This window comes from Flagellatimonas centrodinii (assembly GCF_016918765.2).
Classification (GTDB): Bacteria; Pseudomonadota; Gammaproteobacteria; order Nevskiales; family Nevskiaceae; genus Polycyclovorans; species Polycyclovorans centrodinii.
On record NZ_CP092104.1, the window covers coordinates 2963121 to 2984184 of the forward strand.

The following is a 21064-nucleotide window of genomic DNA, read 5'->3' on the forward strand; positions in this document are numbered from 1 at the left end:
TGCCGCGGGTTTTTTGTGAACGGATCCACGACCATCATGCGCAAACAGTCCGTCGTCGAATCGCCCTGCACCGGGGTCTGCACGCTGGATGATCAGGGCGTCTGCGCAGGGTGTGGGCGGCTTATGGACGAAATCGTGCGCTGGTCTGCCGCCTCCGTCTCCGAGCAGCACGACATCCGCGAGCGCGCCGCCCGCCGCCGCCGACCCAAGGACGGGAACGACGACCTTTCCATTTCAAGCGAGCCTAATCTCCCATGAGCCGTACCCTCCCGACCCGTGATGCCTTTGGTTTCTGGCATGCCATCTCGACCCGTTGGTCGGACCATGACCGTCTCGACCACGTCAATAACGCGCGCTATTTCAGCTTTGACGAGGACGCACGTCTGGGTTATTTCCAGGACCTGTGGCGCGACGACCCGCAGTTCTGGAAGCAGTACGGCTTCATCCTTGCCCGGCTCGGATGCGATTTTGTTTCGCAGTTACGGCACCCTGCCACAGTGGACGTCGGCTTCCGCGTCACCCGGCTCGGCGGTGCCAGCATGGAAACCGAATCGTTGATGCTCGATGGCGACACCGTGGTGGCCGTCACGCAGGGCGTGATCGTTTGGTTTGACTACGCCGAACAGAAGCCAATGCCGATTCCCGAAAGCGTGCGCGCTTCCATCCGGGCCCGTGAGCCGGTGGCGCCAACCGAAAAGTGAACGTGGGGTTCACTTAGCACTTTTAATACGAATCGTTCGCGTTTATACTGGTTGCCCTCTCAGGCAGCAGCCGCCCGGCGCGGCGCCCACCCAGGAGTCCTGTCCGCCGATCCAGAGCATCGGCGGGAGACCGATCACTTTCCTGGGAGATGTACTGCGATGAACCATCGCCTGAACCGAATTGCCGCGGCCGTTCTCGCGGCTCATGCGCTGCCCGTCATGGCTCAAGAGGAAACGGCCGCCGAACTGTCACCGGTTACCGTGGAGGGCGCGTCGATCCGCGACTACAAGAGCGACGAAGCATCGTCACCCAAATTCACTGCACCGCTACTGGACACACCGCGTTCAGTCACCGTGATCAATAGCGAGGTGCTGCGGGATTCAGGCTCGACATCGCTGCAGGACGCGCTCCGGGTCGTGCCTGGCATTACCTTCGGTGCCGGCGAGGGTGGCCAGCCAATCGCCGACCGCCCGATCATTCGGGGGTTGAACTCGACCGCCAATGTTTTCGTCGATGGTGTTCGCGATATCGGCACCCAGACGCGTGAGATCTTCGCCCTGGAATCAGTCGAGGTGATCCGTGGCGCTGACTCGGTGTACTCAGGTCGGGGCTCCGGCGGCGGCAGTATCAACCTGGTCAGCAAGACGCCGAAGCCAGAGGCCTTTACCAGCGGCACCCTGATGATCGGAACAGATGACTTGTTGCGGGGCACGCTGGATCGCAACTGGCGGCTGGGTGAGGACGTCGGGGCGCGCCTCAATGTTCTGGGGTCGAAGGGCGGAACGCCGGGACGCGACAATGCAGTCGACTTCGAAAAATGGGGCATCGCACCGTCAATCACAGTGGGAATCGACAGTGCGACCCGGCTGACGGCCGGGTATTACCACCTCACCGACAACGGCATGCCGGACTACAGCATTCCCTATGATCTCGCCTCCGGACAACCCGCCACAGAGACCCTGGGCGTCGATTCAGACCGCTTCTTTGGATTGGTGTCGCGCGACTTTCGTGAAGCGAAGACGGATACCGCAACCCTCACCGCTGCACGCGATCTCGACAATGGTTTCGTGCTGCGGAATGTCACCCGCTACGGCACGTCAACCAACAGCTATGTTGTCACCAACCCTGATGACAGCAAGGGCAATGTGGCCAACGGGCTGGTCTATCGGAACACCAAGAGTCGGTTCACCGAAACCGACACGTTTGCCAACGTCACCGACCTCAGCGGTGTGGCGCAGGTTTATGGCTTTGAGCACCGTTTCAATATCGGCTTGGAATTCAGTCGCGAAGAGAAGCTGGCTGACGGCTGGAACGTCGTCAGCGATGGCGCGGGCACTGGAACCGACTGCAGCGATCCGGTGCAGGGGCCCCTGCTGTTAGCGTCGGGCGACTGCACCGACCTGTTTGCGCCCAACCCCTATGACCCATGGTCCGGGACGGTGTCGCGCCGAAATGACCCCACGTACTTCACCACGGACATCACCAGTCTGTACGGACTCGACAGCGTTTCGCTGAGCCCGCGCTGGCAGGGCAGCTTCGGATTGCGCTGGGACCAGTACCAGACCGAGGCGATCAAGCCGTCCGATCCGGCCGTCAATGGCATCAGCCGCGACAGCTTTCTCAATTACCAGGTCGGACTGGTGTTCAAGCCGGTTCCCAACAGCAGCATCTACGCCAGTCTGAGCACCACCACGACACCGGCATCACTGGGGAATGGTGACGAGGATTCGCCGAATCCCGGGAGCCCGGACAGCTGCACTTCACGCTGCCGTCGAGACAATACCAACCTCGATCCCGAGGAAACCCTGAACCTCGAACTGGGAACAAAATGGGCGCTGTTCGCCGACCGGATGCTGGTGTCTGCGGCGCTCTTCCAGATGACCCGGGAAAACGCAGAAATTGAGGTGGCCGCCGATATTTTTGAACAGGTTGGTGAAGCCGAGGTACGGGGGCTCGAACTCAGTCTTTCCGGCAGCGTCACACCGCGCTGGAACGTATTTGGTGGTTACACCTACCTCGATACCGAGTTGGTTCGGGGGGCGTTCGACAGCGCTGCTGTCGGCGAGGTGCTGCCGAATACACCCGAACACAGTCTGAGCGTGACGACCCGATACGAAGTGACGCCAACCCTGACGGTCGGTGGTGGCGCCTTCTATGTCAGTGAGGTCTATGGCAGTACCAGCAGTAGTCCCAAGAAGCAGATCCCCGAGTACTGGCGCTTCGATGCATTGCTGGGCTGGCGTATCAACCGCAATTTCGATGTCCAGGTGAACGTCCAGAATCTGGCCGACGAGGTGTACTACACCAAGGCCTACGCGGCACACTACGCTGCGTTGGGAAGCGGTCGGCAGGTATTGGTGTCCACCCACTTTTCGTTCTGAAGTTGCCTGGCCCGCCCCGCGCGCGCTGCGCGGGGCTCGGTCCCAAGGGAGTCTGCAATGGTGTTGACCATTCCCGATGTGCTGTCACCCGAGCTAGTGGCGCAATGCCGCGCGCGGCTGGAAGCGGCGCCCTGGATGGATGGCAATGTCACATCGGGCTATCAGTCGGCGCACGCCAAGCGGAACGAGCAGATTGCGGAGGACCACCCGGTCGTGGCCGAGGTAGGGCAGATCATCGTACAGGCACTGCATCGCAATCCGCGGTTCGTCGCTGGCGCGCTGCCACGCCAGATCTTTCCGCCGCTGTTCAATCGGTATAGCGGGGGGCAGGCTTTCGGTACCCATATCGACAATGCAGTGCGCTTTCACCGCCCCAGTGGTGCGCGGATCCGTACCGATCTGTCGGCCACCCTGTTCTTCAACGCACCCGACAGCTACGACGGTGGTGAGCTGGTGATCGAGGACACCTACGGAGTGCACCGGGTGAAACTACCGCCCGGGCACCTCGTGGTGTATCCCGCAGGCAGCTTGCATCACGTTACCCCGGTAACCCGTGGCGCGCGCCTGGCGTCATTCTTCTGGATCGAGAGCATGATCCGCGACGAGGGTGCGCGCCGGTTGCTGCTTGACCTCGATACGGCGATCCAGCAACTCACGGCCGATCAGTCTGATCACCGGTCACTGGTGGCGCTGACCGGCGTTTACCACAACCTGCTGCGGCGCTGGGCTGACGTTTAGCGGGCTTGCGCCTGGCTGACGGCATTGCCGGTATAGCTGCCCGGCGTCATCGACATCAGACGTTTCTTGTCGTCGGCCGGCAAGCTCAGGGAGTCGATAAAGGCCCGCATTTCATCGCGGCCGACCTTCTGTCCGCGGGTGAGGCGCTTGAGTTGTTCGTAGGGCTCCGGCAGCCCGTGCCGGCGCATGACGGTCTGGATGGCTTCGCCCAGCACCTCCCAGTTGTGATCGAGGTCCTGCGCCATACGCCAGGCGTCCGCTTCGAGCTTGCCGATACCCTTGAGGAGAGCCTGAAGTGCGATCAGCGAGTGGGCAACGCCGACGCCGAGGTTGCGCAGCGTTGTTGAATCGGTGAGATCGCGCTGCCAGCGCGAGATCGGCAGCTTCTCGGACAGGTGCGCGAGGATGGCATTGGCGATGCCGAAGTTGCCTTCAGCATTCTCGAAGTCAATGGGATTGACCTTGTGCGGCATGGTGGAACTGCCGACTTCGCCGGCGACGGTGCGCTGTTTGAAGTAGCCGACCGAGATGTAGCTCCAGATATCGCGGGAAAAGTCGATCAGGATGGTGTTGGCCCGCAGCAGCGCCTGGAAGTATTCGGCGATGTAGTCGTGCGGTTCGATCTGGGTGGTCGCCGGGCTGACCTGCAGGCCAAGGCCCTCGATGACGCCGCGTGACAACGCTGGCCAATCGACATCCGGATAGGCGGCCAGATGTGCATTCCAGTTGCCGACGGCGCCGTTCATCTTCGCGAGCAGCGGCACGGCCGCCAGTTGGTCACGTTGGCGCTGCAGGCGGGCGGCGAACACGGCCATTTCCTTGCCCAGCGTGGTCGGTGATGCCGGTTGGCCGTGCGTGCGCGACAGCATCGGCTGTTCGGCATAGGCCTGCGACAAGCCGTTGAGCGCCTTCAGAACCTTATCGAGCTGGGGCAGCAGCACCTTGGTGCGGGCATCCCGCAGCATCAGCGCATGGGCCAGGTTGTTGATGTCTTCGCTGGTGCAGGCGAAATGAACAAATTCTTTTACAGCAACGAGTTCGGGGTGAGAGCTAATCTTTTCCTTGAGGTAATACTCCACCGCCTTGACGTCGTGATTGGTGGTGTCCTCGATGGTTTTGACCCGTTGCGCCTCGGCGATGTCGAACTGCTCGGCAATGCGATCGAGCTTTTCACGGGCGGAGTCCGACAGGGCGGGCACTTCGCTGATCGCGGGCTGTGCTGCCAGCGCTTCCAGCCAGCGGATTTCGGTGAGCACCCGATACCGCATCAGGCCGTATTCCGAGAAGATTTCGCGGAGGGCGACGGTTTTGACGGCATAGCGGCCGTCAACAGGGGAAATGGCAGACAACGAAGTGAGATTCATGCGGGCAGTCTTGTTAGGCTGGCGCGCATTCTACCGGAGGCCACCCGATGAACGAGGTTCGCATCGAGCAGGACAGTCTGGGAACGCTGGAAGTCCCGGCCACCGCGCTGTGGGGCGCCCAGACCCAGCGGGCGATCGAGAACTTTCCGATCTCGGGACAACCGATGCCCGCCGCCTTCATCCATGCCTTGGGGCTGGTGAAAGCGGCCTGTGCCGAGAGCAATGCAGCGCTCGGCGTGCTGCCTGCAGACATCGCCGATGCCATCATCGCCGCCGCCGAGGCGGTGGCCCGGGGGGAGTACGACGCCGAGTTCCCGGTCGACGTGTTCCAGACCGGCTCCGGCACGTCGACCAACATGAACGCCAACGAGGTCATTGCCCATTTGGCGACGACGAAGTTGGGGCGGGACGTGCATCCCAATGATCATGTCAACGCCAGCCAGTCCTCGAACGACGTCATTCCGACCACGGCCCATCTGTCGGTCGCCATCGAGATCGAGCGCGGGTTGCGGCCGGCACTGGCTGCGTTGCGGACCAGCATCGAGCGTCGGTCAGAGGAGCTGCGGGACACCGTCAAGACCGGACGCACCCATCTGATGGATGCCATGCCGCTGACGCTGGGCCAGGAACTGTCAGGCTGGGCGCAACAGCTTGCCGACGGCGAGGCGCGCTTGCAGGCGACACGCCCGCGGCTTTACGCATTGGCGCAGGGCGCGACGGCGGTCGGCACCGGCATCAATGCGCCTCAGGGTTTCGGCCCCTTGGTGGCCGAACGCCTCGCGGCTCGCACCGGTTTGCCGCTGACCACGGGCCGAAATTACTTCGAGCGTCTGTCCAGCCTCGACACGCTGGCGGAAGTTTCGGCACAAATGAAGGTGATCGCCTGCAGCCTGATGAAGATCGCCAATGATCTGCGATGGATGAACTCCGGCCCCTTGGCCGGATTGGGTGAAATCGTGCTGCCGGTGCTGCAGCCGGGTTCCAGCATCATGCCGGGCAAGGTCAATCCGGTGATCCCGGAAGCCGTCTGCATGGTTGCAGCGCGGGTGATCGGCAACGACGCCACGGTGACCATCGCCGCCCAGTCCGGCAACTTCCAGCTCAACGTCATGTGGCCGGTCGCCAGCCTTGCCGTCCTCGAATCCGTGCGGTTACTGACCGCCGCCGCGCGACAACTGGCCGCCCGGGCCATTGATGGCTTCGAGGTTCGGCCGGTCGCGCTGGATGCGGCACTCGCCCGCAACCCGATTCTGGTCACGGCCCTGAACCGCGAAATCGGCTATGAGGCCGGTGCGCGGATCGCCAAGCGCGCCTATGCCGAAGGTCGCCCAGTACTCGATGTGGCGGTCGAAGAGACCGGTATGGACCGCGCCACACTCGCGCGGCTGCTGGATCCGGCCACCCTGACGCGGCCGGGCTGACGGTACAATATCGGGCTCCGCCCAACGCAATCCCCGCCATGACGACCATCCGCCAGGACGACTTCATCCAGTCGATTGAAGACGCCTTCCAGTACATCAGCTGTTACCACCCGCTGGACTACATCAAGGCGCTCGGCGAAGCCTGGGAACGCGAGGAGAGCCCGGCGGCGAAGGACGCCATCGCGCAGATCCTGACCAATTCGCGGATGAGTGCCGAAGGGCGTCGCCCCATCTGTCAGGACACCGGCATCGCCACGGTCTTCCTCAAGGTCGGCATGAACGTACGTTGGGACGCCACCCTGAGCGTTACCGAGATGGTCAACGAAGGCGTGCGCCGGGCATACAACAACGCCGACAACAAGCTGCGTGCCTCGGTCTTGGCCGATCCCGCCGGCAAGCGCCAGAACACGCGCGACAACACCCCGGCCGTGATTCACACCGAGATCGTCGCCGGTGATGACGTCGAGGTGATCTGCGCTGCCAAGGGCGGCGGTTCCGAGGCCAAGGCGAAGATGGTGATGCTCAATCCTTCGGACTCCATCGTTGACTGGGTGGTCAAGACAGTGCCGACGATGGGCGCAGGCTGGTGCCCTCCGGGGATCCTCGGCATCGGCATCGGGGGCACGCCGGAAAAGGCCATGTTGCTGGCGAAGGAATCGCTGATGGCGCCGGTGGATATTCATGAGCTGATCGCCCGCGGTCCGCGCTCGCGCGCCGAGGAGCTGCGGCTGGAGCTCTACGACAAGGTCAATGCGCTGGGCATCGGTGCCCAGGGGCTCGGCGGGTTGACCACCGTCGTCGATGTCAAAGTGCTCGATTACCCGACCCATGCCGCCAACCTGCCAGTGGCGATGATCCCCAATTGTGCGGCCACCCGGCATGTGCACTTCCACCTTCACGGCGATGGTCCGGCTGAACTGCCGGTGCCACGGCTGGAGGATTGGCCGCAGGTGACGTGGCAAGCCGACACGGAAACCTCAACGCGGGTCGACCTCGATACGCTGACGCCGGAGCAGGTGGCAGCTTGGAAGCCCGGCCAGACCCTCCTGCTAAACGGCAAGATGCTGACCGGGCGCGACGCCGCCCACAAGCGGATTGCCGACATGCTCGCCAAGGGCGAGCAGTTGCCGGTGGACTTCACCAATCGGGTGATCTACTACGTCGGACCGGTCGACCCAGTGCGCGACGAAGTCGTGGGGCCGGCTGGGCCCACCACCGCCACCCGCATGGACAAGTTCACCGAGATGATGCTGGCGCAGACCGGGCTGATCTCGATGGTCGGCAAGGCGGAGCGCGGTCCGGTCGCCATCGAGGCGATCAAGAAGCACCGCAGCGCCTATCTCATGGCCGTTGGTGGCGCCGCCTACCTGGTCGCCAAGGCCATCCGCGGTGCCCGGGTAGTCGGATTCGAGGACCTGGGCATGGAGGCCATTTATGAATTCGAGGTACAGGACATGCCGGTGACCGTGGCCGTCGATGCCAGTGGCGAGTCCGTGCACCAGACCGGCCCCCGCACCTGGCAGGGCCGGATCGGCAAGATTCCGGTCGTGGCCGCCTGATCATGCGCATCGGATATCGCGGCATGCAGGGGCTCGGTGCGCTGGGCTGTGTGGTCGGCCTGTTGTTTGCGCTGTACCTGCAGCACTACCAGGGGTACGAGCCTTGCCCGATGTGCATTTTTCAGCGCGTGGCCATGTTGGCTGCCGGTCTGCTGTTTGCACTGGCAGCGCTGCATGGGCCGCGCAGCACCAAGGGGCAGGGGCTCTACCTGCTACTGACGATGCTGGCCGCCGATGTCGGCGCGCTGATCGCCGGTCGTCACGTCTGGTTGCAATCGCTGCCCCCGGACCAGGTGCCTGCCTGCGGCCCGACACTCGACTATCTGATGGACGTGATGCCGCTCGCCGACGTGCTGGCCACCGTGCTTCGCGGTGACGGCAACTGCGCCATCATCGACGCAGCATGGATGGGCATCTCGCTGCCCGCCTGGACGCTGATCAGCTTCATCGGCCTGTCGCTGTGGGCGCTGGCCGCCTTCATCGTCGGCCTGCGCGCGGCGCGGGCCTGACGCCTCACCTCCCCACCGAGACCACCGACATGACGCCGACCACCGACCTCTGCGATGCCCACCCGGACCTTCAGGTGTGCGACCCCATCTTCCTCGACTTCGGCGGCGAGCTGGCGTTCTGCGGCCCGATTAAGACGCTGAAGATCTTTGAGGACAACGTGCTGGTGCGCAGCGTGCTCGAAACACCGGGGCAGGGGCGTGTCCTGGTGGTGGATGGCGGTGGCTCCATGCGCTGCGCATTGGTGGGTGGCAATCTCGGAGTGCTGGCGGTCGACAACGGCTGGGCCGGCATCGTCGTCAATGGGTGCGTCCGCGATACCGAAGAACTGGCCGGGCAGGCGGTGGGCATCAAGGCCCTGGCGCCACACCCTCGCAAGAGTGAAAAAGGACTTCACAGCGGTCACGAGGACCGCGACGTTCATTTCGCCGGCGTCCGATTCAGCCCCGGGGCCTGGCTGTATGCCGACGGCGACGGCATCGTGGTCTCGGACGGCCCGGTCCACGCCTAGCCTGTAATTGACGTCGGCGACAGCGCCGCCTCGTCTTTACGGCGTTGGCAGGATGTCGGACAAGGCGTTTATAATGGAGGACTTTACTGGGCCCGGTGCTGTTACCGACGCCTGCTCAACATCACACGTCTGAGGGAGTTGCCTGAATGAGCGCAGTCAAGGGTGTCGAGATCGTCGGCGAAATGAGCGCCGCCTACAAGAAAGTCCTGACCCCGGACGCGCTGGAGTTTCTGGCAACCCTGGTCCGCAAGCACAGCAAGCGCCGCAATGCGCTGCTGGCGTTGCGGTCCGAGCGACAGGCGCTCATCGACAGTGGCAAGCTGCCCGGGTTCCTCAAGGAAACCAAGGCCATCCGCGACGGCAAGTGGACAATTGCCGGCATCCCCGAGGATCTGCAGGACCGCCGCGTGGAAATCACCGGTCCGGTCGACCGCAAGATGGTCATCAACGCCCTCAATTCGGGTGCCAAATGCTTCATGGCGGACTTCGAAGATTCCGCCAGCCCGACGTGGCAGTTGATGATGGACGGTCAGATCAACCTGGCCGACGCGGTTCGCCGGAAGATCACGTTCAAGAACGATGCCGGCAAGGAATACAAGCTCAACAAGGACATCGCCACGCTGATCGTCCGTCCCCGCGGCTGGCACCTTGATGAAAAGCATGTGCTGGTCGACGGCAAGCCGGTGCCTGGCGGTATCTTCGACTTCGCCCTGTTCTTCTTCCACAACGTCGAGGCGCAGTTGAAGCGGGGCACCGGCCCTTACTTCTACCTGCCGAAAATGCAGTCGCATCTCGAAGCGCGCCTGTGGAACAGCCTGTTTGTTGATGCGCAGAAGCTGCTGGGCGTTCCGAAGAAGACCATCAAGGTGACCGTGCTGATCGAAACGATCTGGGCCGCCTTCGAGATGGATGAGATCCTGTACGAGCTGCGCGACCATATCGTGGCGCTCAACTGCGGCCGCTGGGACTATATCTTCAGCTGCATCAAGACCCTCAAGAACCGCAAGGATTGGCTGGTGCCGGACCGCTTCCAGGTCACCATGGACAAGCACTTCCTCGACAGCTACTCCAAGCTGCTGTGCGAGACCTGTCACAAGCGCGGTGCCCAGGCGATGGGCGGGATGGCGGCGTTCATCCCCACCAAGGACCCGAAGAAGAACGAAGAAATTTTCGCCAAGGTTCGGGCTGACAAGCTGCGTGAAGTGATGAACGGTCACGACGGCACCTGGGTGGCGCATCCGGGGCTGGTGAAAACCGCCATGGACGTGTTCAACGAGCACATGCCCGAGCCGAACCAGGTTGCCCGCCAGTTCAAGTACAAGATCAAGGCGGCCGACCTGCTGAAGTGCCCGGAAGGGCAGATCACCGAAGCCGGTCTGCGCATGAACATCAACGTCGGCATTGGCTACGTCGAGGCGTGGATCAACGGCAATGGCTGCGTGCCGCTGCACAATCTGATGGAAGACGCCGCCACCGCCGAGATTTCCCGCACCCAGATCTGGCAGTGGCTGCAGCACGGCGCCAAGCTCAGCGATGGCCGCCCGGTAACCCGCGAACTGGTGCTGCGGGTCATCGACGAAGAACTCGCGGCCTACCGCAAGGAACTCGGCGACGCCCGCTTCTACAAGGGCCGCTTTGCTGAGGCTGCCGGCATCATGGCGCGCATGAGCACGGCCAAGGCCTGTGAGGACTTCCTCACGCTGCCCAGCTACAACTATCTCGATTGAGATTCGGTATTTCCCTTTTTCAGCGGCCTCGGTCGCACTACCTCCTCCCCATCCACAGGAACGGCTGAACATGACCCGTGAAGAGCAAATCAAGGCCCTAGAGCAAGACTGGGCGACCAACCCCCGCTGGAAAGGTGTGAAGCGCACCTATTCCGCCGCTGACGTCGTGCGTCTGCGCGGCAGCGTGCAGCCGGAGCACACCCTGGCCAAGCGTGGCGCGGAAAAGCTCTGGAAGCTGGTCAACGGCGAAGCCAAGAAGGGCTACGTCAACGCTTTCGGCGCCATCACCGCCGGCCAGGCGATGCAGCAGGCCAAGGCAGGTCTCGAAGCCGTGTACCTGTCCGGTTGGCAGGTGGCAGCGGACGGCAACACCTCCGAAACCATGTACCCGGACCAGTCGCTCTACGCGTATGACTCCGTGCCGACCATGGTGCGTCGCATCAACAACACCTTCAAGCGCGCCGACGAGATCCAGTGGGCCAAGGGTCTGAATCCGGGCGACAAGGATTTCGTCGATTTCTTCCTGCCGATCGTGGCCGACGCGGAAGCCGGTTTCGGTGGCGTACTCAACGCCTTCGAGCTGATGAAGAACATGATCACCGCCGGCGCCGCCGGGGTGCACTTCGAAGACCAGCTGGCTGCGGTGAAGAAGTGCGGGCACATGGGCGGCAAGGTGTTGGTGCCGACCCAGGAAGCCATCGAGAAGCTGGTGGCGGCGCGCTTCGCCTCCGACGTCATGGGCGTTCCGACCATCGTGTTGGCTCGTACCGATGCCGAAGCGGCCAACCTGTTGACCTCCGACCACGACGCCAACGACAAGCCCTTCGTCACCGGTGAGCGCACCGCTGAAGGCTTCTACCGCGTCAAGAACGGTCTTGAGCAGGCCATCTCCCGCGGTGTTGCCTACGCGCCCTACGCCGACCTGGTGTGGTGCGAAACCGGCGTGCCGGACATCGGCTTTGCCCGCGAATTCGCACAGGCCGTGCTCAAGGACAACCCGGGCCAGCTGCTGAGCTACAACTGCTCGCCCTCGTTCAACTGGAAGAAGAACCTCAACGACGCCCAGATCGCCAAGTTCCAGGACGACCTGTCGGCGCTGGGCTACAAGTACCAGTTCATCACCCTGGCCGGCATCCACGTCAACTGGTACAACACCTTCCAGTTCGCACATGCCTATGCTCGCGGCGAAGGCATGAAGCACTACACCGAAATGGTGCAGGAGCCGGAATTCGCGGCACGCGAGAAGGGCTACACCTTCGTGTCGCACCAGCAGGAAGTGGGCGCCGGTTACTTCGACGACGTCACCACCGTGATCCAGGGCGGTTCCAGCAGCGTCAAGGCGCTGACCGGCTCCACCGAGGAAGAGCAGTTCCACTGAAGCTGCAGTTCAGTGATAAAAAGGCGCTCTTCGGAGCGCCTTTTTTGTAGGGAGAACACGATGAAACTGCTTGCCTGGATGGCCGCTGTGGTGGCGGGGCTGGTGCTGCTGGCGGTGGCAGTGGGGTACCTGTTGCTGCCCTCGACGGCGACCGTGTCCCGCGAGATCATGGTTGCGGCACCGCAGACCGAGGTTTTCGCAGCGCTCAACGGATTCGAGCGATTCGATCAATGGTCACCCTGGGCAGACCTTGATCCCGATGCCATCTCCACGCTCAGTGGCCCGCCCACCGGCGTCGGTGCGCGTCAAACCTGGCGTAGCGATGATCCGTCGGTCGGTTCCGGCAGTCAGGAGATTATTCTCAGCGAGCCGCCGGTGCGCGTGCAGATGAAGGTTGAATTTGCCGGCTTCGATGCGGAGAACATCAGCACCTTCGAACTCAGCCCGGAAGGGCAGGCCACCCGGGTCACCTGGCGTTATCAAACCGACGTTGGCCGGCAGCTGTTGGGCCGGTACTTTCTGCTGTTGTTGGAGGGCATGCTGGCGCCCCAGTACGAGAAGGGGCTGGTACAGCTCAAAGCAATGCTCGAACAGGACGTACCTGACGTCCCGTAGGCGATTTGCGGATGCGACACCGCAGCGACTCGCCTACACTCGCTGCAGCAGCGGCCCCGGGGCCGGAAGAACTGAGAAGACAATGATCAAGATCATGCTGGTTGATGACCACCGCCTGGTTCGTGCCGGTCTCAAACGGGTACTCACTGAAATCGCGGATATGGAAGTGGTCGCTGAAGCCAGCACTGGGGAAGAAGCACTCGAGCTGGCCCGCGGCAACGCGCCGGACATCGTGCTCATGGACATCAACATGCCCGGCATCGGCGGTCTGGAAACCACCCGCCGATTGAAGCAGCGACTGCCCGAGGTGAAGATCATCGTGGTATCGATGCACCTTGAGGAGCCCTATCCCAGCCGTCTGTTGGCGGCAGGTGCGGCCGGTTACCTCAGCAAGGACTCGGCGGCCGACGAAGTGGTCGCGGCCATCCGCCGCGTCAATGGCGGCGGTCACTATGTGGCGGCGGACGTGGCCGGCAACCTCGCCGCAAGCCTGGTCAAGGGCAAGAGCGACTCGCCCTTCGAGCAACTCTCCCAGCGTGAAACCCAGGTCATGCTGATGGTCACCAAAGGGCATTCAACCCAGGACATCTCCGACCGGCTGCACCTTTCGCCCAAGACGGTGAGTACCTACCGCTACCGCCTGTTCGAGAAGCTCGGGGTGTCCAACGACGTGGAACTGACACGGATGGCGATGCGCTACGGCCTGCTCGACGAGAAGAGTGAATCCGCCCTCTGAACCCGAACCGCAGGGTGGCGATGAGTTTGACGCCCGGAGTTTCCTGCAGCAGTTGACCCATGCGCCGGGGGTCTACCGCATGTATGGCGGGGCAGGGGAGTTGCTGTATGTCGGCAAGGCCCGCAATTTGCGCAAGCGGGTCGGCACCTATTTCCTCAGAGCCTCCGGCAATGCGCGGATCGAGAGCATGGTCTCGCAGATTCGCCGCATCGAGGTCACGGTAACTCACACCGAGGACGAAGCACTCATCCTCGAGGCGACGCTGATCAAGGAACAGCAGCCGCGCTACAACATTCTCTATCGCGACGACAAGAGCTATCCCTACGTCCGGCTATCGGCCCATGCGTTTCCGCGCATCAGCTACTACCGCGGTGAAAAGCGCGGTCGCGACCAGTATTTCGGGCCGTTTCCCAGCGCCACGGCAGTACGCGACACGCTCTACACGCTGCAGAAGCTCTTCCTGCTGCGCCCCTGTCGTGACAGCTTCTTCGCCCATCGCGACCGTGCCTGCCTGCAGTATCAGATCAAGCGTTGTTCCGGCCCCTGTGTCGGCCTGATCAGCCCCGAGGATTACGCCCGGGACGTACGCAATGCGGCGCGGTTGCTGGAGGGTCGCGGCGACGAGCTGGCCGACGAGCTGGCGGTCGAGATGGAGCGCGCCGCCGAAGCGCTCGCCTTCGAGCGTGCCGCCCGCCTGCGGGATCAGATCAGCGCGCTGAAACGGGTCCGCGAGAGCCGGAGCATGACCGGCGGCGCAAGCGAGCTGGACGTCATCGCCGTCGCCCCTCACCCCAGCCAGTCCTGTGTCGTCGTGATGTCGGTGCGCGACGGCATGAACATGGGGCATCGCAGTCATTTTCCACGGCATCCCCCGCATGCCGCACCGGAGGCTCTGCTTGAAAGCTTTCTCGGTCAGCACTATCTCGGCATACCGACACCGGGCGAGATTCTGCTGAGCCACGTGCCGGAAGAGTTGGACTGGATCGCCGCAGCCCTCGGCCAGACGGCAGGACGCCGCATCCGCCTCGCCAAGCCCCAGCGTGGTGCCAAATTGCGGCTGCTGGAGATGGCCCAGAACACTGCCAACCAAGCATTGTCAGCACGGCTGGCGGACATGGCCAGCATGGATGCCCGGTTGCTGGAGCTGCAGGGCGCGCTGGACCTGCCGCACCCGCCACGACGGCTCGAATGCTTCGACATATCGCATACCGGCGGCGAGCGCGCCGTCGCTTCCTGCGTGGTCTTCAACGAGCATGGCCCCCTGAAGACGGCTTACCGCAAGTTCAATATCGAGGGCATCACGCCGGGTGATGACTATGCGGCCATCCGTCAGGCCGTGATGCGGCGTTTTGCCCGGGTCAAAGGGGGTGAGGTACAAGCGCCCGACCTGCTGCTGATCGACGGCGGCCAGGGACAGCTGGATGCCGCGCTGGAGGGGCTTGAGGCAGTGGATTTTACTGACGTGCGTGTGGTGGGCGTCGCCAAGGGCCCCACCCGCAAGGCGGGCATGGAGGAACTGATCGTGCCGGAGCGCGCTCATCCGCTGCGGCTTCCACCGGATTCGCCGGCGCTTCACCTGATACAGCGGATCCGCGACGAAGCTCACCGATTCGCCATCACCGGCCACCGGGGTCGTCGGGACAAAGCGCGCCTGACGTCGGATCTTGATGCCATCGAGGGCCTAGGCCCCGCCCGCAAGCGCGCCCTGCTGCGCCACTTTGGCGGCCTGCCGCAACTGCGACGCGCTGCCATTGACGACTTGGCCCGCGTCGAGGGCATCTCTCGGCGTCTGGCCGAGCGAATTTATCGGCATTTTCAGTAGCCCGCGACTGCCGTTCGGCCGCCACACGCTCTACACTCCGTCGATGACCATGACGCTCCCGCTGTTGCTGACCCTGCTCCGCGTGGCCGCCATTCCGGTCGTGCTGGCACTGTTCTATGTCCCGATCCCGTATGCGCGGCAAGTGGCAACGGTGATCTACATCGCGGCCTGCATCACGGACTGGCTTGATGGCTACCTCGCCCGGCGCTGGGATCAGACTTCGCGTTTCGGAGCTTTCCTTGACCCCGTGGCCGACAAGCTGCTGGTGGCGACCAGCCTGGTCTTGCTGCTGAAGGATCGGCCGGATGGCATTCTCGCCCTGCTGGTCTGCATCATCATCGGCCGCGAGATCACCATCTCGGCCTTGCGCGAGTGGATGGCGGACCTCGGCAAGCGCGCCAGCGTCGCGGTCAGCTGGATCGGCAAGTGGAAGACCGGCTTCCAGATGACGGCCATTGGCATGATGCTCTGGGAGCAATCCACGTTCGGTCTGCCGTGGTACCTGATGGGATACGGGCTGTTGTTCGTCGCAGCCGTGCTGACCTTGTGGAGCATGTGCCTGTATCTGCGAGCGGCCTGGCCGATGATGCGGGAGCCCTAGCCGCCAAGTCGGTACACTGCCGGCTGTCCGCCCGCGTGGCGAAACAGGTAGACGCAGGGGACTTAAAATCCCCCGGTTCACACCATCCCGGTTCGAGTCCGGGCGCGGGCACCACCCCTGCCGCTGTCGGCGGCCTGATCGGGAATATCGTCGGCATGGCGCGAGAGCCCACCTTGCTGGAACAGGCACTGCAACGCGGTCGCGTTACCGTCAGCGGTGGCGTGGCAACCTGGGTGGTGGACGGGCAGGGGGCTGCGGCCATGCCGGCCGATGAATGGCGCAGTGCCGAAAAGTGGGCGGCTTCCCGGCGCGGTGGAATCAATGCCGCGCGCGATCGGGCAGTACTGCTGGAACGGATAACCACCATGGTGACCCGCTCGGGCACCACCTTTACGACCCTGAAAGGTTCGCAGAAGTCGCTCGATCAGCTTCACAAGGCGATGAAGGGTGGCGGCTTTGACCTGAATGAATGGCGCTTCCCGGCCGACGAAGGAACCCCCAGGCGACGGCCAAAGGGGGACAATGATGTCGAGCCGTCATCGAATCCATCCGCGCAGGGCGCCGGAACCGAGGACGGGAGCCACGACACACCCCAGACGTAACGGAGGGCGGTCCCGGAACCCGCTGACATTGTGACCCAGACCTCGACCGAACCGCTGCTGCGCCGCGCCACTGACTACGAAACGGTTGCCGGCCTGCTTCATCACCAGCCGGCAGCGGCCTTCACGTCGATGTTCGTCCTCCATGGCTATGGCCACGACCTGGGCCCCGATCTGGTGGTGGCGGACCTTGCGGAGATCGAGACGGTCACCCGTGGCGTTGGCGCGACCCGGGAGTACGAATTGCGCAAGGTGGTGCTGCGGCCCCTGCAATCCGAACGTCGCATCAACCTGACCCACGAGACCCTCAACGTCTTCTGTTTCGATCACTGTTCGATCCGGCAGTTTCCGGTGTTCTTCATTCTCCGGGATCCCGATGCCCTGGCTGCAATGGATCAGATGGTTCCCCAGGCCGTCGGAATGGCCACCGTGCGGTTCAACGACTGGCGATTGGAAAACGCCTACGAATGGGCCCTGCTGTCACGCGCAGCAAGTCACGGCGAGCTGATGCCGGTGATGGACTTTCCGTTGATGGAGGCCCTGGGATGGCGGCTGATTCGTCCCATCACCGAGATGGGGGGGCGCTCGCCGGTACTCGAATGGCACCTGCTCAAGACTGACGAACTGGCCAATGCTGGCGCCATCCCCTTGATGACGGTACTGACCAGCCCCGAAGGCCGCGTTCTACGGCGTGCCGACGCACAAATGCTCAATGTGTTCCGTTCGCAGCGCCCTCGGCAGCGTCCGGTGATGGTCGCGCTGGCAGCGGATCGCAGCCCGTTGATCAACGTCAAGACTCTGGCGCGGGAAGAGGCACCGGTCGACACCGATGCCGACGGCGACGCCGTCGAAACGTCCGCCATGCTCCAGCCGCTGACCTTGGTTGACTCGGCGCGCGACAAGGTCGTGCCCCTGCAGCGAATCGCGGTCTGACACCACCGCATTGCGCGGTAGCGAGCGTTTCTCCGTTGGAGGCTGGGGTCGGATTACAATCATTACCTAAGTCAATGATAAAATTAAAAATATAAATGAATTGAAAAATATGACCCCACTAATGACCCCACCTGCAGATTTCATTGGCTGACAACTGAACCCTTGCCCCGGACTTTCGGGTGGCCGTTGCGCTGGGCCAGACGCTCGGCGTTCTTCCCGCCATAGGCTGCGCCGGTCAGGGCGCTAACTTCCAGCTCCATCAGCCGCTGGCTGGCAAAGCCAATCATCTCGCGAAGCAGATCGGCGTCTGGGCTCTTTTCCAAAAGCGCCCGCAGGTTCATATCTCATCGGTCATCGGTAGTTCCTTGTATTCAGGTTGGTCGTCGAAACCCAAACCTAAACCTGTTACCACCGGTGGCATTCAGAACCTACCCCACGTCTCGGGACACGACCGACGACGGTCTTGTCAACAAAAAAGCCGACCATCAGATCGGCTTTCGCAGATGCTTCTTAGACGAATTGAAGCCTCCGGCAAACACCCCTCTCGCAAGGTGGTACCAGCTTACTCAGGTCAATCGAAAGTGGTCAAACCAAGCTTTCTACCGTTGGCGGGCGAGAGGGACACGGACATTGTTTTGACGCAGACGAAATCCGAGCCCGTTCAGCGGTGCCCAGCCCTCCGGCAAGATGGAGGGTGAGCAAGCAGAACATGAATCCGGAATCGACGAATCCAAGGATTTGTCTCAGCCTGTGCGCGTCACAGAATCTGAACATGGCGTGCGAGGAACGACCTCACGTGGTCCTCTTGCTAGGTCGTCGTCGCTGTCCATCGGCGACGTCTCGGCACTTCGAAGCAGGGCGTCATGATTGTGGAAATACTGCTCGCTGGCGCAGTCGGTTTTATCTGGCGAACTGGCTACAGTCTCTTATTTCTGTTGGCGCCGAATGAGTTCTGACCCGGGGTGCCGATCGAAAACTGACCCACGGATATGGGACAGCAGTTTAGATCGATTCTGTGGATAAGCTGGGTTTTCTGGTCTTGGCTTTAGCCTCCTTTCGGTTTGTGGATGATTGCTTGAAGCGGTAGGACTCGTTGCCGGTCTCGACGATGTGGCAGTGATGCGTCATGCGGTCGAGCAGCGCGGTGGTCATCTTCGGATCGCCGAAGACGCTGGCCCACTCTGAGAAACTCAGGTTGGTCGTGATCACCAGGCTGGTGTGCTCGTAGAGCTTGCTGATCAGGTGAAACAGCAGAGCGCCGCCAGCCTGCGAAAACGGCAGATAGCCCAGCTCGTCGAGGATGACCAGATCGGCATACATCAGCCGGTGCGCCGTTTGCCCGGCCTTGCCGGTCTGCTTCTCCTGCTCAAGCTGATTGACCAGCTCGACGGTGGAAAAGCAGCGCACGCGCTTCTTGTGCCGGCGGATCGCCTCGACCCCCAGCGCCGTCGCCAGATGCGTCTTGCCGGTGCCGGGACCACCGACCAGCACGACGTTCTGCGCCCCCTCGATGAATTCGCCCCGATGCAGGGTGCGGATCAGCGCCTCGTCCACCGGAGTGTGGGCAAAGTCGAAGCCGGCCAGATCGCGATACGCCGGAAAGCGCGCTGCCTTCATCTGGTAGGACAGCGAGCGCACCTCGCGCTCCGCGCCCTCGGCCCGCAGCAGCTCGGCCATCAGGCCTTCCGGATTCTGTGGTGGGGTGCTGTGCGCCGACAGCTCGTCGAAGGCCGCCGCCATGCCGTGCAGCTTCAGCGCCTTGAGCCCCGCGACGATCTCAGTGCGCTGCATGACGCACCTCCGCAAGCAGGGGCAGCATTGGCAGGATCGGCAGCAGCACGCGCAGCGTGTCATAGCGCGCCACATCGGCCCTGGGCTCCTGCGTGAGGGTCAGTGCGGCCGGTGCCTGCACGCCGTCGGGTGCCTTGGGCTCCCTGAGGCGGGCCAGCAGATTGAAAACATGCTCGCGACTGGGATGCTTGCCCTCCAGCGCCAGCTCGACCGCGACCAGCACATCATCAAGACCATGGGTCGGCACGCAGCCGAGGATGTCGGCCATCTCCCGATCGCCGCCGGGCCGGCGCAGCAGCCGATCCTGCAGCCGCTGCAGCGGCCCGGGCAGATCGGCAAACGGTGCGCCGTTACGCAGGGCACCGGGCTTTCGGGCCAGCACCGGGATGTAGTGCCGCCAGTCGTAGATCGTCTGGCCTCGGCCGAAGACCCGGCCGTGGCGGGCGATCACCTCGCCGTCGCCGACGACCTCGATGCGATCGGCATACGCGCGCAGGCTGACCGCCCGATTGGCGAAGGCAGCGTGCACGCTGTAGCGGTTGCGCTCGAAGGACACCAGGCAGGTCGGCGATACGCGCACCGGCTCTTCGACGAAGGCGTCGAAGGCGGTGCCCAGGGCCATCAGGTGGGCCTGCTCCTGCGCGAAGACCTCGGCGACGGACTGCCCCCGGATTTCCGGATGGCGGATCTCGTCGGCCAGACGCAGGCACTGCTCGGCGAGCCAGGCATTGAGCTGGTCCAGCGTCTCGAAGCGAGGACGCGGCACAAACAGCTCGCGCCGGCCGTCCTGCACGGCCTTCTCGACCCGGCCTTTCTCCCAGCCGGCGGCCCGGTTGCAGAATTCGGGCTCCAGCAGGTAGTGGCTCATCATCGCGCCGAAGCGTTGATTGACCTTGCGCGCCTTGCCCTGGCCGACCTTGTCGACGGCGGTCTTCATGTTGTCGTAGATCGCCCGGCGCGGGATGCCGCCAAAGAAGGCAAACGCCCGCCAGTGCGCATCGAAGAGCATCTCGTGCGCTTCCGATGGATACGCCACGCGCAAGGCCATGCGGCTGTGGCACAGCTTGATCTGCGCGACCTTGAGCGTGGTGACGATCCCGCCGATCTCGGCGGTCTCGGTGCTCCAGTCGAATTGCAGGGCCTCGCCCGGCGCGAATGCGAGCGGCACGTAGGTGTCGCGCCGGGTCTGGCTCTGCTCGCGGCGCCAGCCACGCACGAAGTCGGTGACGCGCGAGTACTCGCCGGTATAGCCCTGGGCCTTGAGCAGCTCGAAGTAGCGTTTGGCGGTGCGCCGCTGCTTGCGCGGCTTGCCCTGGTCGGACTTGAGCCACGCCTGCAGTTGCTCGGCATACGGGTCGAGCTTGTGTGGCATGCGCTTGCGCCGATACTCCGGCGTCACGTCGCCGCTGCGCAGGTACGACTTGACGGTGTTCTTCGATAAGCTGGTGCGGCGCGCGATTTCCCGGATCGGAACCTGATCCCGAAAGTGCCAACGCCTGATCTTTGCTAACAACTCCACGCTAATCACTCCTTGCGCACCCCGCTGAGCAAAATCTCAGCAAGGTACCGATTAACGTGGGTCAGATTTCAGTCGGTACTACCCATCAAAGTGGGTCAGATTTCAGACCGCGCCAACACTTATTTCGCTTCGTCGCGCGCATGCCTCTTCATCAGTGGGG

Annotated in this window: 19 protein-coding genes, 1 tRNA gene and 1 pseudogene; 17 read left to right on the forward strand and 4 right to left on the reverse strand. The window is 63.1% G+C overall.

Annotation, left to right across the window (positions count from 1 at the left end; translation table 11 throughout):
- Nucleotides 1-36 precede the first annotated feature (36 nt).
- The 4 genes from JN531_RS14325 (at nucleotide 37) to JN531_RS14340 (ending at nucleotide 3821) form a co-directional block, all read left to right on the forward strand.
- The gene (locus JN531_RS14325; RefSeq protein ID WP_228349542.1) at nucleotides 37-258 is read left to right on the forward strand and encodes a DUF1289 domain-containing protein; all 222 of its coding nucleotides are present in this window, start codon (nucleotides 37-39) and stop codon (nucleotides 256-258) included.
- On the forward strand, nucleotides 255-701 hold the full coding sequence (locus tag JN531_RS14330) for an acyl-CoA thioesterase (RefSeq protein WP_228349543.1): 447 nt from the start codon (nucleotides 255-257) through the stop codon (nucleotides 699-701). The genes JN531_RS14325 and JN531_RS14330 overlap by 4 nt, the downstream gene beginning before the upstream one ends.
- Before the next feature lie 159 nt (nucleotides 702-860).
- A complete protein-coding gene (locus JN531_RS14335; protein ID WP_228349544.1) occupies nucleotides 861-3083 on the forward strand; it encodes a TonB-dependent receptor in 2223 nt (740 codons plus the stop codon).
- Nucleotides 3084-3140: 57 nt separating this feature from the next.
- Nucleotides 3141-3821, forward strand: a complete 681-nt coding sequence (locus tag JN531_RS14340; protein ID WP_228349545.1) for a Fe2+-dependent dioxygenase — start codon at nucleotides 3141-3143, stop codon at nucleotides 3819-3821.
- On the opposite strand, the gene purB is transcribed toward JN531_RS14340, so the two are convergent.
- A complete protein-coding gene (gene purB, locus JN531_RS14345; protein ID WP_228349546.1) occupies nucleotides 3818-5185 on the reverse strand; it encodes an adenylosuccinate lyase in 1368 nt (455 codons plus the stop codon). The genes JN531_RS14340 and purB overlap by 4 nt on opposite strands.
- Nucleotides 5186-5232: 47 nt before the next feature.
- On the opposite strand from purB, the gene JN531_RS14350 reads away from it, so the two are divergent.
- From JN531_RS14350 to JN531_RS14410, 13 genes are all read left to right on the forward strand, one after another.
- Complete coding sequence (locus JN531_RS14350; RefSeq protein ID WP_228349547.1) at nucleotides 5233-6606, forward strand: class II fumarate hydratase; 1374 nt, start codon at nucleotides 5233-5235, stop codon at nucleotides 6604-6606.
- A gap of 38 nt (nucleotides 6607-6644) precedes the next feature.
- Nucleotides 6645-8165: a fumarate hydratase gene (locus JN531_RS14355; RefSeq protein ID WP_228349548.1), complete on the forward strand. Its 1521-nt coding sequence runs from the start codon at nucleotides 6645-6647 to the stop codon at nucleotides 8163-8165.
- Between the two features lie 2 nt (nucleotides 8166-8167).
- Entirely contained in the window at nucleotides 8168-8674 is a 507-nt protein-coding gene (locus JN531_RS14360; RefSeq protein WP_228349549.1) for a disulfide bond formation protein B, read from the forward strand.
- A gap of 29 nt (nucleotides 8675-8703) precedes the next feature.
- Nucleotides 8704-9183, forward strand: coding sequence for a ribonuclease E activity regulator RraA (gene rraA / locus JN531_RS14365; RefSeq protein ID WP_228349550.1), 480 nt, complete (start codon nucleotides 8704-8706; stop codon nucleotides 9181-9183).
- A gap of 146 nt (nucleotides 9184-9329) precedes the next feature.
- A complete protein-coding gene (gene aceB / locus JN531_RS14370) occupies nucleotides 9330-10910 on the forward strand; it encodes a malate synthase A (RefSeq protein WP_228349551.1) in 1581 nt (526 codons plus the stop codon).
- Nucleotides 10911-10980: 70 nt separating this feature from the next.
- Nucleotides 10981-12288, forward strand: coding sequence for an isocitrate lyase (aceA, locus tag JN531_RS14375; protein ID WP_228349552.1), 1308 nt, complete (start codon nucleotides 10981-10983; stop codon nucleotides 12286-12288).
- A gap of 60 nt (nucleotides 12289-12348) precedes the next feature.
- Nucleotides 12349-12903: an SRPBCC family protein gene (locus JN531_RS14380; protein WP_228349553.1), complete on the forward strand. Its 555-nt coding sequence runs from the start codon at nucleotides 12349-12351 to the stop codon at nucleotides 12901-12903.
- An 82-nt stretch (nucleotides 12904-12985) separates the two neighbouring features.
- Entirely contained in the window at nucleotides 12986-13639 is a 654-nt protein-coding gene (gene uvrY / locus JN531_RS14385) for a UvrY/SirA/GacA family response regulator transcription factor (RefSeq protein WP_228349554.1), read from the forward strand.
- Entirely contained in the window at nucleotides 13623-15461 is a 1839-nt protein-coding gene (uvrC, locus tag JN531_RS14390; RefSeq protein WP_228349555.1) for an excinuclease ABC subunit UvrC, read from the forward strand. Before uvrY ends, uvrC begins: the two co-directional genes overlap by 17 nt.
- Nucleotides 15462-15504: 43 nt before the next feature.
- Nucleotides 15505-16062, forward strand: coding sequence for a CDP-diacylglycerol--glycerol-3-phosphate 3-phosphatidyltransferase (gene pgsA, locus JN531_RS14395; protein WP_228349556.1), 558 nt, complete (start codon nucleotides 15505-15507; stop codon nucleotides 16060-16062).
- 29 nt (nucleotides 16063-16091) lie between these two features.
- Nucleotides 16092-16176 (forward strand) — tRNA-Leu (locus tag JN531_RS14400).
- Between the two features lie 59 nt (nucleotides 16177-16235).
- Nucleotides 16236-16664: a hypothetical protein gene (locus JN531_RS14405; protein ID WP_228349557.1), complete on the forward strand. Its 429-nt coding sequence runs from the start codon at nucleotides 16236-16238 to the stop codon at nucleotides 16662-16664.
- Between the two features lie 30 nt (nucleotides 16665-16694).
- Nucleotides 16695-17594: a hypothetical protein gene (locus tag JN531_RS14410; RefSeq protein ID WP_228349558.1), complete on the forward strand. Its 900-nt coding sequence runs from the start codon at nucleotides 16695-16697 to the stop codon at nucleotides 17592-17594.
- A 179-nt stretch (nucleotides 17595-17773) separates the two neighbouring features.
- Here the strand turns inward: JN531_RS14410 and JN531_RS14415 are convergent.
- From JN531_RS14415 to istA, 3 genes and pseudogenes are all read right to left on the reverse strand, one after another.
- Nucleotides 17774-17949: pseudogene (locus JN531_RS14415) on the reverse strand (transposase); the annotation flags it as partial.
- Between the two features lie 647 nt (nucleotides 17950-18596).
- Nucleotides 18597-19385, reverse strand: coding sequence for an IS21-like element helper ATPase IstB (istB, locus tag JN531_RS14420; RefSeq protein WP_228349559.1), 789 nt, complete (start codon nucleotides 19383-19385; stop codon nucleotides 18597-18599).
- Nucleotides 19372-20913: an IS21 family transposase gene (gene istA / locus JN531_RS14425; protein ID WP_436233297.1), complete on the reverse strand. Its 1542-nt coding sequence runs from the start codon at nucleotides 20911-20913 to the stop codon at nucleotides 19372-19374. Before istA ends, istB begins: the two co-directional genes overlap by 14 nt.
- Nucleotides 20914-21064: the final 151 nt, after the last annotated feature.